The sequence below is a fragment of the Photorhabdus sp. P32 genome, assembly GCF_038085095.1.
In the GTDB taxonomy this organism is placed as follows: domain Bacteria; phylum Pseudomonadota; class Gammaproteobacteria; order Enterobacterales; family Enterobacteriaceae; genus Photorhabdus; species Photorhabdus luminescens.
Window position 1 is genome coordinate 23,512 of the sequence record NZ_JAZGJN010000268.1, and the last position, 16,129, is coordinate 39,640.

Consider the following 16,129-nt stretch of genomic DNA (forward strand, 5'->3'; position numbering starts at 1 on the left):
TTAAACTGGCTAGACTTTTTTCACACTGGAGATGTTATTGTGATTGAACGTAAGCAATGGACAATTAAGCAGGCGCAAGAGCTGTTTGATAAGCCTTTTTTCGAATTATTATTTCAAGCGCAACAGGTTCATCGTATGTACTTTGACCCACAGCAAGTACAGGTCAGTACACTACTTTCCATCAAAACCGGGGCTTGTCCGGAAGATTGCAAATATTGCCCGCAAAGTTCCCGTTACAAAACAGGTCTTGAAAAAGAGCGGTTGATGGAAGTGGAACAAGTAATTGATTCTGCTCGTAAGGCTAAAAATGCGGGTTCAACACGTTTTTGTATGGGTGCCGCGTGGAAAAACCCCCATGAGAGGGATATGCCTTATCTGGAGAAAATGGTTAAGGAGGTCAAAGCACTGGGAATGGAAACCTGCATGACACTGGGCATGCTCAATGGTTCACAAGCGCAGCGGCTGGCGGATGCAGGATTAGATTACTATAACCACAACCTGGATACCTCGCCGGAATTTTATGGCAACATCATTACGACCCGGACCTATCAGGACAGATTGGATACCCTTGATAAGGTACGAGAGGCGGGCATAAAAGTGTGTTCTGGCGGTATTGTCGGTCTGGGTGAAGCGATCCGTGATCGGGCCGCGTTATTGGTACAACTGGCAAATCTGCCAAAACCGCCGGAGAGTGTCCCCATCAACATGTTGGTTAAAGTCAAAGGTACGCCACTGGCTGATAACGAAGATGTAGACGCTTTCGATTTTATCCGTACTATTGCGGTTGCCAGGATCATGATGCGGTCTTCTCATGTCCGGTTATCCGCAGGTCGTGAACAGATGAATGAGCAGACACAGGCAATGTGTTTTATGGCTGGCGCCAATTCTATTTTCTATGGCTGTAAGTTGCTCACTACGCCTAACCCGGCGGAAGATAAGGATTTACAACTGTTCCGCAAGTTAGGCATTAATCCTCAGCAGACTCAGACGGCATTTGGTGATAATCAGCAACAGCAGTATTTGGCAGAAGCCATTATCAATGCGGACAACGAACAATTTTATAATGCGGCATTATAATGGGCTGGTCATCTTATCTTTCCCGGCAATTATCTGAGCGTCGGGACACTTCGCTATGGCGTCAGCGGCAGGTTAATCAGAAATCGGATGGGCGTTTCCTGTATACCAATGATGGCAAATATCTTAATTTTTCCAGTAATGATTACCTTGGGCTGAGTTCAAATCCCGCAGTCATTTCCGCATGGCAGCGGGGAGCGGAACAATATGGTGTTGGCAGTGGTGGTTCAGGCCATGTTATCGGTTATACAAAAGCTCATCAGCTATTGGAACAACAACTGGCTGACTGGTTAGGTTATCCAAAGGCATTGCTGTTTATTTCTGGATATTCTGCTAATCAGGGAGTGATTGCCTCGTTAATGACGAAACAGGATCGAATTATTGCCGATCGTCTGAGTCATGCCTCATTAATGGAAGCCGCCATACATTCCCCCGCTCAGCTACGGCGTTTTCTGCATAATCAACCTGAATCACTTGCAGATTTATTGGCAAAGCCTTGTATTGGAAAGACGCTAGTGGTGACCGAAGGTGTGTTCAGTATGGATGGTGATTGCGCACCGTTAGCCGATATTTATCAGCAAACCAGAATTTCTGGCAACTGGTTAATGGTAGATGATGCTCATGGTATTGGTATCTGTGGTGAACAGGGCAGGGGAAGCTGCTGGCAACAGAAAGTTAAACCGGAGATCTTGATTGTGACTTTTGGCAAAGCATTTGGGTTGAGTGGTGCCGCGGTGCTTTGCGATGAGCAGACAGCCGAATATCTGATTCAATACTCACGCCATCTTATCTACAGCACTGCTATGCCTCCGGCACAAGTGCAGGCTATTTCTGAAGCGGTTCGGCAGATACAATCTGGTGATGAATTGCGCCAACGATTACAACAGAATATCAATGACTTCCGTCGGCAGGCACAGAAGCTATCATTCAATCTGACAGATTCAACCACAGCAATTCAGCCATTGGTTGTGGGTGATAATGAGCTGAGTGTCTCCTTATCTCAGTATCTGCAACAAAAAGGGATTTGGGTTAAAGCTATTCGCCCGCCAACAGTGCCGCCGGGCAGCGCCAGATTACGTATTACTTTGACGGCCAACCATATACCACAGGATATTGATATGTTGATGGAGGCATTGCATGGGTTCCGTAGCTGAATTTGTCAATAAACAGGCGATTGCTGGAGCGTTTGGGCGAGCGGCCGCCAATTATGATGTGGTGGCGAAATTACAGCAACAAACCGGTGAATTCCTTATGCAACAAGTTGGTGAGCATCCTGGCGAATTAGTATTGGATGCTGGTTGTGGCACGGGTTTTTTTAGTCACCGCTGGCGGCAACAAGGGAAGCAGGTTATTGCCTTGGATTTAGCATCGGGTATGTTGGCCCATGCCCGTAGACGGTTGGCGGCTGATTATTATCTGCAAGGGGATATTGAACATTTAGGGCTTGCTGACAGCAGTGTTGATATCTGTTTCAGTAATCTGGTTGTTCAGTGGTGCGATAATTTATCCAGCGCTTTAAGAGAGCTTTATCGGGTAACCCGTCCTGGTGGATTGATTCTGTTTTCCACCTTGGCTAAAGGTTCATTACATGAATTGAAGCAAGCTTGGAGTGCGGTTGATAACTACCAACATATTAATCACTTCCTGCCGCAACAGACGATTAAAGATGCTTGTCGGGGATTCCGGCATTGTCTTATTAGTCAGGTTTATCGTCAGCAATATTCTCATATATTGCCGCTATTGGGTTCGCTGAAAGGGATTGGCGCGACTCACCTTCATTATGGGCGCCAGCAAGGATTGATGACGCGTGGACGGCTGACTGCTTTGGAGCAGGCTTATCCACGAGAAAATAAACATTTACCTCTTAGCTATCAGGTTGTCTTTGGAGTGATTTATCGTGACTAAGCGCTGGTTTTTGACGGGTACAGATACCGAAGTGGGTAAAACAGTTGTAAGTTGTGCTTTATTACAAGCGGCAACTAAAGCAGGATATAAAACAGCAGGTTATAAACCCGTCGCTTCCGGTAGTGAAATAACGTCGGCAGGTATTCGTAATTCTGATGCGCTGGCATTGCTGGCAAATAGTTCTGTGCCTTTGCAATATGAAGAAGTAAATCCGTTAGTATTTATTGAAGCAACATCACCCCATATTGCCAGTGATGATCTGAATCAGCCTATTGATTTTGCTGTTATGTCTACGGGGCTGCGCCAGTTAGAAAAGAAAGCGGACTGGGTTTTAGTTGAGGGCGCTGGTGGTTGGTATACCCCTTTATCGCAATCGGCGACTTTTGCTGACTGGGTGGTTAAAGAGCAATTGCCGGTTATTTTGACCGTGGGGGTGAAACTGGGTTGTATTAATCACGCGATACTTACCGTGAAGGCTATTATAGGTTCAGGGTTACATTTTGCAGGCTGGATAGCTAATGAGGTTGAACCCGCAGGCAAACGTCAGCAAGAATATTTGGCGACATTAAAACGTATGTTACCTGCGCCTTTATTGGGTACGATCCCTCATTTAACGCCAGAATATTTTAATCATCTAGGGGAATATATAGATTTAAAATTACTGGCTAATTGAATTATTAATTCAATCTGGTTGAGTGTTATTTTAGTGTTATGATGGATAGTTATAGCATTTATATCTTTGGTAATGAATATATTGATTTTACTGTTGATTATTCATTGTGAGCCATTTTAGAACAATATGCCGGAATGATGTTCCGGCATAAAAATGATATTTTTCAATAAGTTTTATATGCTCTAACAAGACTAAACCTCTATTTATACTTCAGCAAGTTTTTTATTGACTGGAGCATCTGTTGGTCGGTTTATATAATTCCTGAATATCTTTCTTACCAGATAAATAGGGCCTACACCTAGAATAGAATAAGCCACTTTAATGAGGAACTGGGCGATAATCATTTCTTTTATAATATCTATACTGAGAACGCCATAGAAAGCAACTGAGCAGAATATTATGCTATCGAATGCTGAGGCGATAACAGTACTGGTGATTACTCGCAGGAAAAGATATTTTGAATTGGTGAGAGATTTTATTTTGCAAAGGAGATATGAGTTTATATTTTCAGAGATAAAATAAGCAAGAGATGATGCCAGTAATACAGATACGATACTATTCACTATTCCATTATAAGTTGCACCAAACTCCCATCCAGGCACGCCCGGCATCAGTGCGGTTCCCCACAGCCCGAGAACAAATAATAAGTTCGCTGCAAAAGAGATAATAATCGTTCTTCTTGCCAGACGTAAGCCATAGAATTCGTTGAGAATATCGACCAGTAAGAAGGTAATAGGGTAAATAAAAACGCCAGGAGGCGTGACGATATCAAGGATCGGGATATGAATGGGCTTCACACCACATATGGTAGAGAAAATATAGATAACACTGAGCGCAATGCTAATCAGTAAATAGGCTTGCCATGAGCGTTCATGACGATCCCCAAGTTCATAAGCTGTGACAATATTACTGTGGCTGTATAATTTCCGATATATCGTACTGAGCTCATGCCTGCTCAGATCTTCTGAAATATCACTGTCAGCTAGCTCTTTTAACCCCATAGTAATGGTCTTGCCGGTCGCGAGTACCATGACATTCGCCGATAATTTACCGTATCTTGTGAATCCCAGTAATTTAAACTTCTGATTTGCTGTCATTTATAGTCTTTCTCCTACGATGTAGCCTAAGAAATGAGCATTTTTGTAGGGTTTCCTATCAAGACAGTCATCATTTTTTTCTTGCCGGATAAAGAACCCAATTCCCTTAGCGTAATACAATAATGGCGTATTGGTGACTAATGCGGGGGGACGTTTTATAAGGATCACCTCGCCGGGAATGAATGTATCTTCTATTGCCGATTCAACTTTGAGCGCCAGCATGTTTGATTCATCGCCAAAGAAATAGGTAAGTGGATACTCGGTAACAAGCTGACCTATTTTTTTCTCAGAAACGGATAAGAATTCAGATTGTGGAACAATAGGGATAGCCGAAGGATTTTTATTGCCTTCGGTTGAGAGTGTTTCATTGAGGCGTTCTAATTGTTCAAGATCATAATATTCTATTTCTTCACAGGAAACACCGAAAAAATCGGAGATCCGAAGAACAGTAGATTGTTGAACGTTATTGACTTGTCCTTCCAGGATTTTATAAATGGTGGTACGGGTTAATCCAGTTCGATTGGAAAAAGAACTCTTGGTTTCTCCACGGGTACGTATCAAATATTCTATATTTTTAATGATATTCGTTTTTCGCTGTGCGTTAGACGTTTTCATGAGAATCCTTTATATAAAGATAACAGCATTACTATATGTTACTTGATGATATTGTCCAGTGTGAAAAAACCACTTATTGTGATAATTTATTGATTTTATTTTTAATATCTTATTTTTCTGATTATCTATATTAGCACATCCCATATCAGAAAATGCTCATGGATTTACATTTATATTCTAAAAATGAAAGTTAAATCATAGAATTAAGTGAAATTCATTATAAAGTTTACACAAAACTGAACTTTATGTTTATTTTTGTGTTGACTTTATGGATTTTATTATAATAATGTTAAGTTGTGTTGATGTGTTTTTGGGTCATCAGATAGCATCAAACAAAATATTATTCTTATTATAAATCTCTCGGGGAAGAGCTACTTTATCCGTCGAGTCTGAAAGTGGGTTATTTCTTTTAGCACTAGGGAATCACCAGAAAACAGCGGAAGTAAAATAAACATTAGGAATGAGATTAATAAATCAATAAAATAATAACATAGTTAAAACACCAGGAAATGGCAGTATAAAGATGCTTTGGAACAGCAATCGATTGAGATTATGAATGATAGATACAAAGTAAGTTTTTCGATCGAAAATAGCCAGAAAAATATTGGACGTTTTACAAGGGCAGTGTCGATTTGATATTTGTGTATCTATCATTTTTTTATGTGTTCGTGATGGAGCTCATTTTGTAAAATAGGGGATATGCTGATGCAAATTCATTAATTTATCAAGGATATACCTTAATATCCTAATTAAAAACCGGGTTTTGTTCATGCCAATTAAGCCAGTTGTTGTTTTTTGGTAAATGTTTATCGGCGTTGTTTGTGGGAATAATAGTAAAAAACGCTGTTGATGATATTAAATTTGCCATTGCTGAAAGCGTAGAATCCTATTTCCGTTTAAGTAAGACACGGCTCTCCTCTTGAGTAACAGATTTCATACAGGAAACTGTTCACCAGTTATCTCTTATTGAATAAAAATTCTAATTTAATGTCGGTGTGTTTTCTGCTGTTTAACACAGAAAAAGCAGTTTTTTTCATTCATTGTATAGCAAACACCGATAATTATCTACCTTTAATGCTGTTAATGTTGAACGAATATAATTTATTGATATTTAATTTCAGTGAGAAAATTCTTACTTCTACAGCAAATTTATTCATTTTTTTGAAATGAGTAACTGAAATAAAGGTTAAAAAAATAGTAAAAATTTTTATCGATAGAGGATACCTATTTTGTGGCATGATATTGCAACCTCGTACAGTTAATAGGGTTTGTAGAGTTATCCACTATTCCTGTGGATAACCTTGTGTATTAGACTTAGAAAAGTTACGCAACGTAAGAAAATACGCGGCTTGCGTCAAGGTTGATGTTATTCTCGTCTTTGTTTTAATTTACTTAAATATCAGTAAGATAGTAAAAATCAAGCCATGTCAGACCGGTGGCGATGTTCCGTGTTGTCACCTTTCAGCCGATCATATAGAAAATGGAAAAATCAAGATAATTTTGGGGATAAAATGGCATTTATTTTGATATCAATGGATGCTTAATTGATAGAGAAGTGACCTACTTGAGCCTATTTTTATAAAACCAACTTGAAGCTGGTTTTTTATCCAGTATTATAGGTAAATTAATGTTAGGAAAGTGAGATACCGATGAGTAAGGTGTTCAAATTACATTCTGACTTCCAACCGGCGGGCGATCAACCAGAAGCTATCCGTCAATTACAGGAAGGCTTAGAAGACGGGCTTGCCCACCAGACTTTGTTAGGGGTTACCGGGTCGGGTAAGACATTCACTATCGCTAATGTGATAGCCAATTTAAACCGACCAACGATGGTACTTGCTCCGAACAAGACACTGGCGGCTCAACTTTACAGTGAAATGAAGGACTTCTTCCCAGAAAATGCCGTCGAGTACTTTGTTTCTTACTACGATTATTACCAGCCTGAAGCCTATGTGCCGAGCTCCGATACTTTTATTGAAAAAGATGCTTCGGTAAACGAGCACATTGAGCAAATGCGCTTGTCTGCTACTAAAGCTTTGCTGGAGCGGCGAGATGTGATTGTTGTTGCGTCTGTCTCGGCTATTTATGGTTTGGGCGATCCCGATAGTTACCTAAAAATGATGCTTCACCTGACCAACGGGATGATTATCGATCAACGCTCCATCCTACGGCGTTTAGCTGAATTGCAATATACCCGTAACGATCAGGCATTTCAGCGGGGGACATTTAGAGTACGCGGTGAAGTGATTGATATCTTTCCGGCTGAATCTGATGAGCATGCCCTGCGCGTTGAGTTATTTGATGATGAAGTGGAACGGTTATCACTGTTTGATCCGTTAACAGGACAGATTCAATATCATGTTCCACGATACACCGTTTATCCGAAAACTCACTATGTTACTCCACGTGAGCGTATTATTCAGGCAATGGAAGAGATTAAAATTGAGCTTGAGCAGCGGCGTAAGGTATTGCTGGCAAATAGTAAACTGCTGGAAGAGCAGCGTATTACGCAGCGTACTCAATTTGATTTGGAAATGATGAATGAATTGGGTTATTGCTCCGGTATTGAAAACTATTCCCGTTACCTCTCTGGCCGTGCTGAAGGGGAACCGCCGCCGACGCTGTTTGATTATCTCCCGGCTGATGGTTTGCTAGTAGTGGATGAATCGCACGTTACCATCCCGCAAATCGGTGGAATGTACCGAGGGGATCGCTCCCGCAAAGAGACGTTGGTGGAATATGGTTTCCGTATGCCTTCTGCGTTGGATAATCGTCCACTTCGGTTTGAAGAATTTGAGGCACTGGCTCCACAGACAATTTATATTTCGGCTACGCCGGGCAAATATGAATTGGAAAAATCCGGTGGCGATGTGGTGGAACAGGTGGTGCGTCCTACTGGTTTGCTTGATCCGGAAGTGGAAGTGCGCCCTGTCGCAACACAGGTTGATGACTTACTGTCTGAAATCCGCATCCGGGCGGTGAAAAATGAACGGGTGTTGGTCACTACGTTGACTAAGCGCATGGCGGAGGATTTAACCGAGTATTTGGAAGAACATGGCGAACGGGTTCGTTATTTGCACTCGGATATCGATACTGTCGAACGTGTGGAAATTATTCGGGATCTTCGTTTAGGTGAGTTTGATGTATTAGTGGGTATCAATTTGCTGAGGGAAGGGCTGGATATGCCAGAAGTTTCTCTGGTAGCCATTCTTGATGCGGATAAAGAAGGTTTCCTGCGGTCTGAACGTTCATTAATTCAGACGATTGGGCGCGCCGCCCGTAACCTGCATGGTAAAGCGATCCTTTATGGCGATAAGATAACTGACTCAATGGCGAAAGCTATTGGTGAAACGGAACGTCGGCGTGCTAAGCAGCAGGTATTTAATGAAAAACACGGCATTGTTCCAAAAGGTCTGAATAAGAAGATTGGTGATATTCTGCAAATCGGGCAGCCAACGGGTGGCAAAGGGAAGGGCAGAGGTAAAGCAGTTGCCACAACGGAAACATTCAGCAAACTGTCTGCCAAAGAGCTGGAAAGCAAAATCCGCGAGCTGGAAGCGAAAATGTACCAGCATGCGCAGGATCTTGAATTCGAACAGGCGGCGAGTGTTCGGGATCAGGTTCAGACATTGCGTGAGCAATTTATTGCCAATTCGTAATTAACCAAGGTCTTGCAGGGTATTCTCTAACGCCTGATGCAGTAATTCACGGTCGTGGCGGTAGGGAATATCCTGTGCTTCGAGTATTTGTTGAGTAATAATCCGGTCGTTAAGCTCGCTGATATCTGTGCAAGGGCCAACAATGACCGCATCAATTATCCGGCTGCCAATTTTGTTTTCCATTATTTCCAGCTTATCCTTCAGTGTCAGTTTAGCGGCAGCGGCACTTAATTCTTTGCCAAGATTACCGATATAAATCATATTGGCGTTGCTACGGCGCAGTGCTTGGGTGAGATCTTCAAGTAAAAGCAATGGCATCAGACTGGTAAAGAAGCTGCCTGGGCCGATGATAATCAAATCTGCCTGAGTGATAGCATCCAATGCCTCTTTTGTTGCCGTCGCGGGAGGATAAAGCATCAACTCCTGAGGAATACAATCCAACTGATCAACATTAACTTCGCCATAAATGGTGTTGCCTTGATCATCTATCGCCATCAGGTCAACAGGCTGCTCAGACATTGGAATAAGATGAGCATTAACTTTCAGCAAACTGCGGATTAAATTAATCGCCTCAAGGGGTCTGATACTCAGATGATCCAACGCCTTAAGCATCAGATTACCCAGATTATGCCCTGCGAGTTCTCCATTGCCGCCGAAACGGTATTCGAACATTGCCGACGCCACACTGGGTTCGGTAATAAGCTGATTTAAACAATTGCGGGTATCACCCCAGGCAATACCGCCTTCAGAGCGCCGAATTCTGCCGGTTGAGCCGCCGTTATCTGTCGTGGTGACAATGCCTGTTAGGCGGGAACCTAGTGATGAAAGAGAGGACATAACACGCCCAAGGCCATGACCTCCGCCTAAGGCAACTACCCGATCTAAATCGGCTAATGTGCGGTTTCGCATAGAATTCCTGTTGCTGACTGAACATATATTTACCGAATAATTCTAACGTAATTTATTATAAAACACGATTAACCGGATAAGCGTTACGATTGGACGCAATATTTTAATTGATCGCCAATAGAAGTTGTTTGCGATTTGTTCTGAACATTTGATAAATCATTGTATATTCAATTATATAACGAAAGTAGGTATTCGCATTTTTCTTTGTTAAGCGCTAGAATTTGTATTAGGAATGTCGTTTTTTATAATAGATGTTGAAATTTAACTCCTTGCCTCTACATCTAAGTCACTTTCTACACAGTGATATGATGTTTTGGCCGTGACCAGTGAGTCACCAGGATGTGAGGCAGAAATGCCTGCGTCTCCCGTGTTTGGAAAGGTGTTATTGTGGAACAACTTATAGACGCTTTTGCCCGTAAATTTTACTATTTACGGCTATCCATTACCGATGTATGTAATTTTCGGTGTACTTATTGCTTGCCGGATGGTTATAAACCCCGTGGACATCACTCCTTTTTGACATTATCCGAAATTCGTCTTGTTGGCCGAGCGTTTGCTGATTTGGGTACAGAGAAAATCCGTTTGACGGGTGGCGAACCGACCATGCGCCGTGATTTCACCGATATTATTTCCGTTATACGTGAGAATCAGTTGATTAAAACTCTGGCGGTAACTACCAACGGTTATCGAATGGAACGGGATGTCGCTCAGTGGAAAGAGGCAGGTTTAACTGCGGTGAATGTCAGTATGGACACGCTTGATCCTCGCCAGTTTCATGCGATTACCGGACAAGATAAATTTTTTCAGGTGATGCGTGGAATTGATGCCGCATTTGCGGCGGGTTTTAATAAAGTGAAAGTCAACGTGGTGCTGATGAAAAATGTTAACGATATCAGCTTGTCGGCCTTCTTGCATTGGATAAAGGATCGTCCGATTCAATTAAGATTCATTGAGTTAATGGAAACCGGTGACGGTGGCGAAATGTTTCGTCGATACCACATTTCGGGGGAAACTATCCGGGAACGTCTGTTGCTTGATGGTTGGCGCTTACTTCAACGTTCACGCAGCGATGGACCGGCACAGGTGTTTAACCATCCTGATTATCAGGGAGAAATTGGTCTGATTATGCCTTATGAGAAAGATTTTTGTCGAAGTTGTAATCGGTTACGTGTTTCTTCAATAGGTAATCTTCATTTATGCCTGTTTGGTGAACAGGGGATACCACTGCGTGATTTGTTGGCGAGTGAAGAGCAACTTAATGATCTGAAATTGCGTATTCAGGGTGGATTGCGCCATAAACGGGAAACCCATTTTCTTCATCAAGGTGACAGCGGAATCACCCCAAATCTTTCTGTTATCGGCGGTTAATTTACCGCTAGGTATTGTTGTTTTTTCAGGAGCTGAGAATGTCTCAATTAACTCACATCAGTTCTACCGGTGAAGCGCATATGGTTGATGTTTCCGCTAAAGCGGAAACATCACGCGAGGCTCGGGCAGAAGCTTTTGTTGAAATGAAGCCGGAAACACTGGCAATGATTATTGAGGGTAGCCATCATAAAGGTGATGTGTTTGCAACCGCGAGGATTGCGGGTATTCAGGCAGCAAAGCGCACATGGGAATTAATCCCGCTTTGTCATCCATTACAGCTAACTAAAGTGGAGATCCAGTTGGAAGCGCAGACAGAATATAACCGGGTGAGAATTGAATCTTGTTGCCGCCTGACCGGAAGAACTGGTGTTGAAATGGAGGCACTGACAGCGGCGTCAGTCGCGGCTTTGACCATTTATGATATGTGTAAAGCAGTACAGAAAGATATGGTCATTGGGCCAGTTCGTTTGCTGGAGAAGATAGGTGGAAAATTAGGTTATTTTAAGGTGGAGCAATGATTAAGGTACTGTTTTTTGCTCAGGTACGCGAGCTGGTAGGTACTGATTCACTGGATCTTGATAATCGTTACACAACCGTTGATGGTTTGAGAAAGGCGTTAATATCAAAGGGAGAACGTTGGGCCTTGGCGTTGGAAGATGGAAAATTGTTGTCAGCGGTAAACCAATCTCTTGTTCATGGCGGGCACCCACTACAAGATGGCGATGAAGTGGCCTTCTTCCCGCCAGTGACTGGGGGATAATAAATGGAAAACACCCGCATTTTCGTTGGGCCGGAAAATTTCGATGTAGGGGATGAATATCAATGGCTTGCTCAATGTGATGAAGATGGCGCTATCGTCACTTTCACCGGCAAAGTTCGCAATCATAATTTGGGGGATAATGTCGGGGCGCTGAGATTGGAACATTATCCGGGAATGACGGAAAAAACGTTACAGCGTATTGTCACCGAAGCACGCAGTCGTTGGCCGTTGCAGCGAATCAGTGTTGTCCATCGGGTTGGTACGCTTTCTCCAGGCGATCAGATTGTGTTTGTCGGTGTAACTGGCGCTCATCGTCATATGGCGTTTGAAGCGGCTGAATTTATTATGGATTATTTGAAAACGCAGGCGCCTTTCTGGAAAAAAGAGTTTTTACCTGATAGTGAACGTTGGGTTGAATCCCGTGAGAGTGATCAGGAAGCCGCGAAACGTTGGTCGTGAAAGTGTTGGCTAAATTCTGCGAAACGCTTCGAAAAAGGATTGAGTAAAAAGATTTCTATATGAGTAATTATTGAATAGTTAATATTCTATGTTAATGTATAAAACTTAAGTGGGTTGTTGATACTGAACAACCCAGGTCTTTAATATCGTTATATAAAGGTAAGCTTCATGGATCGATATCCACGCTCTAATGGTTCGATAATCCAGCAAGCTGGAACCGGCCTACAAACTTATATGGCCCAGGTTTATGGTTGGATGACTTGTGGTCTGTTGTTAACCGCGTTTGTGGCTTGGTATGTGTCACAAAATCAGAATGTTGTTGAATACATTTTCTCAAACTCAATACTATTTTATGGGTTAATTATTGCTCAGTTTGGGTTGGTTTTTGTCCTCTCTGGCATGATTAATCGCATGGGAGCTTCGTTAGCCACAGGGTTGTTTATGCTCTATTCAGCTCTGACCGGTCTGACGCTTTCCAGTATTTTTGTTATCTATACTATCGGCTCCATTGCGAGCACTTTTGTCGTGACGGCGGGAATGTTTGGCGCGCTAAGTGTTTACGGCTATACCACCAAACGTAGCCTGAGTGGTCTTGGTAGCTTCTTGTTTATGGGGTTGATCGGCATCATTTTGGCTTCTCTGATTAACCTCTGGTTAAAGAGTGAAGCGTTGATGTGGGCAGTAACCTACATTGGTGTAGTTATCTTTGCGGGCTTAACCGCTTATGACACTCAGAAGCTGAAAGAGATGGGTGAAGATCTGGATGTGAATGACAAAGAGAATTTGCGTAAATTCTCTATTCTTGGCGCACTGACGCTGTATCTAGATTTTATCAACATGTTCTTGATGTTATTGCGTATTTTTGGCGATCGCCGTTAATTGATATTTTCAGTGTAGTTAAATAACTTTAGCTACACTGACGCTTATTTTTATATGACGAAACTTATACCTGTATCCATTGGTAAGAATAAAAATACCATAACAGTATCTTTATTGATTGAGCCAATTACTCATATTAAGAAGACTATTCGTGGGAAAATGAGTTACCATTATTATTGGAATAATAGAACCAAGGAAGTAATTTTCGGCTCAGGAACATTGAAAACAAAAGAATTTATATTTTCAGTTGCTCATATATTAAGATATAAAGAGTCTACAGAACAAATACGGAATAGAGATATACAGTTAGGTGATTCTGTTGGTGTGTTGTTTAATAAAAAATCTTCGTTGCTATTATTTGGTTCAGTAGTTGGTGTAGATTTGGGTGTTAATAATGAAAAGTATTTTCATCTCTTGCCTCATCATAATGATTTTCCCTTTGGGAAAGGAAAATCTATTAAAATAAAGAATGAAAAAGATAAGATTTATATTTTAAGTGATGGAGTTAATGAAAGATATGAATATTTGTCCACTAAAAATAAGATATATGCTAAATATCAGTATCAACTTGATTGGGCTGAAATAATTCTATCCAGAGTAAAAGTGGGAAAGTTTATTCGAGAGTATATATACCCAATGGATTTCAAGATGCATCGCGACGGCAAAGGAGCGAATCCCCGGGAGCATAGATAACTATGTGACCGGGGTGAGTGAGTGCAGCCAACAAAGAGGCAACTTGAAAGATGACGGGTATAGTAAATAGAGCGTTACCTATTGGTGAATTGGCGTTTGTAGATTGTCATAAGATGTTATTTGGAAATAAATAAGGTTTCATAATTCCGCTACACATGGTTTTCTTTAACTCATTGTTATACATAGGGTTGTTGGTAGATAAGGTGTAGCACCATTTTGGAAAGTTATTTATATACAGTTGGGCTGGTCAATATAGAAAAGATGTTATTGTAGTCGGTGATAGAGAGAGGCCAACTATGGAACATTATTATGTATCGCAGTCAATGAAAGCTTGTTTACGAACATGTAATCGTAATGAGATGAATAAAATATCAACAAAATATGAACTCGTAGCTAAGTTGGTTATTATTCATAGAGAATTAGCGTGGATACATCCATTCCAAGATGGGAATGGTAGAACTATTAGATTGTATTTACAAATATTATGTTTATCTAAGGGATTTGATTTTAACTCAGAAATACTGGATGGCTCTGTAAAAAACAAACGTGTTTATCATTATGCAGTAAGAAGAGCTATTGATGGAAAGAGTAGAAATCTAACCGCCTTATTTAATAAGGCGGTTAGTGAGATTAGTTGATTTTTGTCAGGAATTGAGCTGCTTTGCTCATTTTCTTCCATGATTCATCACTGACTTTATTACCTTCGAGAGAAAAAGATGCGCGCAAAGAACGACAAATCCGTTCTTCTAGATTAGCATCAGAGATATATTTGGTTGTATTTTCCTTATCCCTAATTTGTATGGCAATTTGTGAGTGTGGGTTTTTCATAATCTTACCCTAATCAAGAGTCGTATTGTTGATATTATACACATTTTTTCTTCTTGGATATAACGACTTTTCATATAAGTTTGTACATGTGTAATCACATCAGGCAATTTTCCGCCGAAATAACCAATAAGCAAGATTACCGGTTGTGGCAGTAATGGCTAAAAGCGGCCATAGACTCCTCCAGATAACCGTGAAATCGGCATCTTTGAGATAAATTTGCTTGGTGATGTCGTTAAAGTGCCAGATAGGATTAATCCAGGTGATATCTTGTAACCATCCGGGCATGTTTTCAACCGGAGAGATATAACCGGAGATTAAGATGGCGGGCATGATAAAGACAAATACGCCAATAAACGCCTGTTGTTGAGTGTAACAAAGGGAAGAGATTAACAGGCCGAATCCCACCAGCGATAAACTGTAGATCAGCATGGCGCAGTAAAACAGCGTTAGTGAACCCGAAAAGGGGATTTGATAGCAGAAGATACCAATAGCCAGTACTAACGTTGCCTGAAAGGTAGCGACAATCACCGCAGGAACCGCTTTGCCAATGAAAATCTGCCAGGTGGTCATGGGCGAAACCAGTAACTGGTCCAGTGTTCCCTGCTCCCTTTCACGAGCAATTGACAGCGCGGTGACGGTTAATATTCCAACCGTGGTAATCAGCGCCACCAAAGAGGGCACGACAAACCATTTATAATCCAAATTAGGGTTATACCAGTTGCGGATCACCAATTCGCTATTATTGGCTTTTGGTAAATTACCCATTAGCTCCTGTTGATAGTTCAGGACAATTTCTTGGATATAGCCCGCAGCAATTTGAGCGCTGTTAGAATTGCGTCCGTCCAGCAATACCTGGAGAGAAACTGGGTCATGGCTGGCGATCTTAGCACTGAAATCTTGTGGGAATCGTACCAATAATAAGGCTTTCTGGTGATCGATTATCGGCTGAATCTCTTGCGAATGGTTTAGCAATATCACGTCAGGAAAGGCTTTTGATTTTGCCAGCCGTTGGGTGAGTTCGATAGAAGCTTTACCTTTGTCTTCATCAAAAATAGCAATAGTCGCGTTAGTTACATCAAGGGTTGCTGATAGAGGAAATAAGATCATCTGGAAAATAACCGGCATAACCAATATAGCCCGTGTTTGCGGATCTCTGAGTAGAGACTGCAATTCTTTAATAATCAGGGTGTAAAGACGATAAAACATGTTA

17 protein-coding genes and 1 riboswitch are annotated in these 16,129 nt (G+C 41.6%); of the genes, 12 read left to right on the forward strand and 5 right to left on the reverse strand.

Annotated features, from left to right (window positions below; all coding sequences use genetic code 11):
* Positions 1 to 39: 39 nt before the first annotated feature.
* From bioB to bioD, 4 genes are read left to right on the forward strand one after another with little or no spacing between them, the layout of a single operon-like run.
* Positions 40 to 1,077 (forward strand): biotin synthase BioB, encoded by a 1,038-nt coding sequence (bioB, locus tag V2H77_RS13135; RefSeq protein WP_341499155.1) that lies wholly within the window; start codon positions 40 to 42, stop codon positions 1,075 to 1,077.
* Complete coding sequence (gene bioF / locus V2H77_RS13140; RefSeq protein ID WP_341499156.1) at positions 1,077 to 2,228, forward strand: 8-amino-7-oxononanoate synthase; 1,152 nt, start codon at positions 1,077 to 1,079, stop codon at positions 2,226 to 2,228. The genes bioB and bioF overlap by 1 nt, the downstream gene beginning before the upstream one ends.
* Positions 2,212 to 2,979 (forward strand): malonyl-ACP O-methyltransferase BioC, encoded by a 768-nt coding sequence (gene bioC, locus V2H77_RS13145; RefSeq protein ID WP_265380473.1) that lies wholly within the window; start codon positions 2,212 to 2,214, stop codon positions 2,977 to 2,979. Before bioF ends, bioC begins: the two co-directional genes overlap by 17 nt.
* Positions 2,972 to 3,652: a dethiobiotin synthase gene (bioD, locus tag V2H77_RS13150; RefSeq protein ID WP_341499157.1), complete on the forward strand. Its 681-nt coding sequence runs from the start codon at positions 2,972 to 2,974 to the stop codon at positions 3,650 to 3,652. The genes bioC and bioD overlap by 8 nt, the downstream gene beginning before the upstream one ends.
* A 203-nt stretch (positions 3,653 to 3,855) precedes the next feature.
* Here bioD and V2H77_RS13155 read toward each other — a convergent pair whose 3' ends face one another.
* On the reverse strand, positions 3,856 to 4,749 hold the full coding sequence (locus V2H77_RS13155) for a queuosine precursor transporter (RefSeq protein ID WP_265380471.1): 894 nt from the start codon (positions 4,747 to 4,749) through the stop codon (positions 3,856 to 3,858).
* Positions 4,750 to 5,364 carry a helix-turn-helix domain-containing protein gene (locus tag V2H77_RS13160; RefSeq protein WP_265380470.1) on the reverse strand — a complete coding sequence of 205 codons (615 nt, stop codon included), beginning with the start codon at positions 5,362 to 5,364 and terminating at the stop codon, positions 4,750 to 4,752.
* Between the two features lie 1,649 nt (positions 5,365 to 7,013).
* Between V2H77_RS13160 and uvrB the strand changes: the two genes are divergently transcribed.
* Positions 7,014 to 9,023, forward strand: a complete 2,010-nt coding sequence (gene uvrB / locus V2H77_RS13165) for an excinuclease ABC subunit UvrB (RefSeq protein ID WP_341499158.1) — start codon at positions 7,014 to 7,016, stop codon at positions 9,021 to 9,023.
* Here the strand turns inward: uvrB and yvcK are convergent, their stop codons facing one another.
* A complete protein-coding gene (gene yvcK / locus V2H77_RS13170) occupies positions 9,024 to 9,932 on the reverse strand; it encodes a uridine diphosphate-N-acetylglucosamine-binding protein YvcK (RefSeq protein WP_341499159.1) in 909 nt (302 codons plus the stop codon).
* A 253-nt stretch (positions 9,933 to 10,185) separates the two neighbouring features.
* Positions 10,186 to 10,330, forward strand: a riboswitch (molybdenum cofactor riboswitch).
* Between yvcK and moaA the strand changes: the two genes are divergently transcribed.
* The 7 genes from moaA to V2H77_RS13205 all read left to right on the forward strand — a co-directional run bounded on the left by moaA (position 10,317) and on the right by V2H77_RS13205 (position 14,729).
* Positions 10,317 to 11,300, forward strand: a complete 984-nt coding sequence (gene moaA, locus V2H77_RS13175) for a GTP 3',8-cyclase MoaA (protein ID WP_341499176.1) — start codon at positions 10,317 to 10,319, stop codon at positions 11,298 to 11,300. Its footprint overlaps the riboswitch before it by 14 nt.
* A 38-nt stretch (positions 11,301 to 11,338) precedes the next feature.
* Positions 11,339 to 11,818 (forward strand): cyclic pyranopterin monophosphate synthase MoaC, encoded by a 480-nt coding sequence (gene moaC / locus V2H77_RS13180; protein WP_341499160.1) that lies wholly within the window; start codon positions 11,339 to 11,341, stop codon positions 11,816 to 11,818.
* Positions 11,815 to 12,060 carry a molybdopterin synthase sulfur carrier subunit gene (gene moaD / locus V2H77_RS13185; protein WP_265380466.1) on the forward strand — a complete coding sequence of 82 codons (246 nt, stop codon included), beginning with the start codon at positions 11,815 to 11,817 and terminating at the stop codon, positions 12,058 to 12,060. The genes moaC and moaD overlap by 4 nt, the downstream gene beginning before the upstream one ends.
* 3 nt (positions 12,061 to 12,063) lie before the next feature.
* Positions 12,064 to 12,519 (forward strand): molybdopterin synthase catalytic subunit MoaE, encoded by a 456-nt coding sequence (moaE, locus tag V2H77_RS13190; RefSeq protein WP_341499161.1) that lies wholly within the window; start codon positions 12,064 to 12,066, stop codon positions 12,517 to 12,519.
* 168 nt (positions 12,520 to 12,687) lie between these two features.
* Positions 12,688 to 13,398: a Bax inhibitor-1/YccA family protein gene (locus V2H77_RS13195; RefSeq protein ID WP_265514610.1), complete on the forward strand. Its 711-nt coding sequence runs from the start codon at positions 12,688 to 12,690 to the stop codon at positions 13,396 to 13,398.
* A 54-nt stretch (positions 13,399 to 13,452) separates the two neighbouring features.
* The gene (locus tag V2H77_RS13200) at positions 13,453 to 14,091 is read left to right on the forward strand and encodes a hypothetical protein (RefSeq protein WP_341499162.1); all 639 of its coding nucleotides are present in this window, start codon (positions 13,453 to 13,455) and stop codon (positions 14,089 to 14,091) included.
* A gap of 230 nt (positions 14,092 to 14,321) precedes the next feature.
* Positions 14,322 to 14,729 carry a Fic family protein gene (locus V2H77_RS13205; RefSeq protein ID WP_341499177.1) on the forward strand — a complete coding sequence of 136 codons (408 nt, stop codon included), beginning with the start codon at positions 14,322 to 14,324 and terminating at the stop codon, positions 14,727 to 14,729.
* Here V2H77_RS13205 and V2H77_RS13210 read toward each other — a convergent pair.
* Positions 14,722 to 14,919 carry a hypothetical protein gene (locus tag V2H77_RS13210; protein ID WP_341499163.1) on the reverse strand — a complete coding sequence of 66 codons (198 nt, stop codon included), beginning with the start codon at positions 14,917 to 14,919 and terminating at the stop codon, positions 14,722 to 14,724. The two genes, V2H77_RS13205 and V2H77_RS13210, sit on opposite strands and share 8 nt — an antisense overlap.
* Positions 14,920 to 15,018: 99 nt before the next feature.
* Positions 15,019 to 16,125: an ABC transporter permease gene (locus V2H77_RS13215; RefSeq protein ID WP_049583482.1), complete on the reverse strand. Its 1,107-nt coding sequence runs from the start codon at positions 16,123 to 16,125 to the stop codon at positions 15,019 to 15,021.
* Between the last annotated feature and the right edge of the window lie 4 nt (positions 16,126 to 16,129).

What these genes read in the sequence shown, in the direction of transcription:
- bioF (WP_341499156.1), top strand. Translation starts at nt 1,077, where the DNA reads ATGGGCTGGTCATCTTATCTTTCCCGGCAATTATCTGAGCGTCGGGAC.
- bioC (WP_265380473.1), top strand. Translation starts at nt 2,212, where the DNA reads ATGGGTTCCGTAGCTGAATTTGTCAATAAACAGGCGATTGCTGGAGCG.
- V2H77_RS13200 (WP_341499162.1), top strand. Translation starts at nt 13,453, where the DNA reads ATGACGAAACTTATACCTGTATCCATTGGTAAGAATAAAAATACCATA.
- moaC (WP_341499160.1), top strand. Translation starts at nt 11,339, where the DNA reads ATGTCTCAATTAACTCACATCAGTTCTACCGGTGAAGCGCATATGGTT.
- V2H77_RS13215 (WP_049583482.1), bottom strand. Translation starts at nt 16,125, where the DNA reads ATGTTTTATCGTCTTTACACCCTGATTATTAAAGAATTGCAGTCTCTA.
- V2H77_RS13210 (WP_341499163.1), bottom strand. Translation starts at nt 14,919, where the DNA reads ATGAAAAACCCACACTCACAAATTGCCATACAAATTAGGGATAAGGAA.
- moaE (WP_341499161.1), top strand. Translation starts at nt 12,064, where the DNA reads ATGGAAAACACCCGCATTTTCGTTGGGCCGGAAAATTTCGATGTAGGG.
- V2H77_RS13160 (WP_265380470.1), bottom strand. Translation starts at nt 5,364, where the DNA reads ATGAAAACGTCTAACGCACAGCGAAAAACGAATATCATTAAAAATATA.
- V2H77_RS13155 (WP_265380471.1), bottom strand. Translation starts at nt 4,749, where the DNA reads ATGACAGCAAATCAGAAGTTTAAATTACTGGGATTCACAAGATACGGT.
- yvcK (WP_341499159.1), bottom strand. Translation starts at nt 9,932, where the DNA reads ATGCGAAACCGCACATTAGCCGATTTAGATCGGGTAGTTGCCTTAGGC.
- moaD (WP_265380466.1), top strand. Translation starts at nt 11,815, where the DNA reads ATGATTAAGGTACTGTTTTTTGCTCAGGTACGCGAGCTGGTAGGTACT.
- uvrB (WP_341499158.1), top strand. Translation starts at nt 7,014, where the DNA reads ATGAGTAAGGTGTTCAAATTACATTCTGACTTCCAACCGGCGGGCGAT.
- V2H77_RS13195 (WP_265514610.1), top strand. Translation starts at nt 12,688, where the DNA reads ATGGATCGATATCCACGCTCTAATGGTTCGATAATCCAGCAAGCTGGA.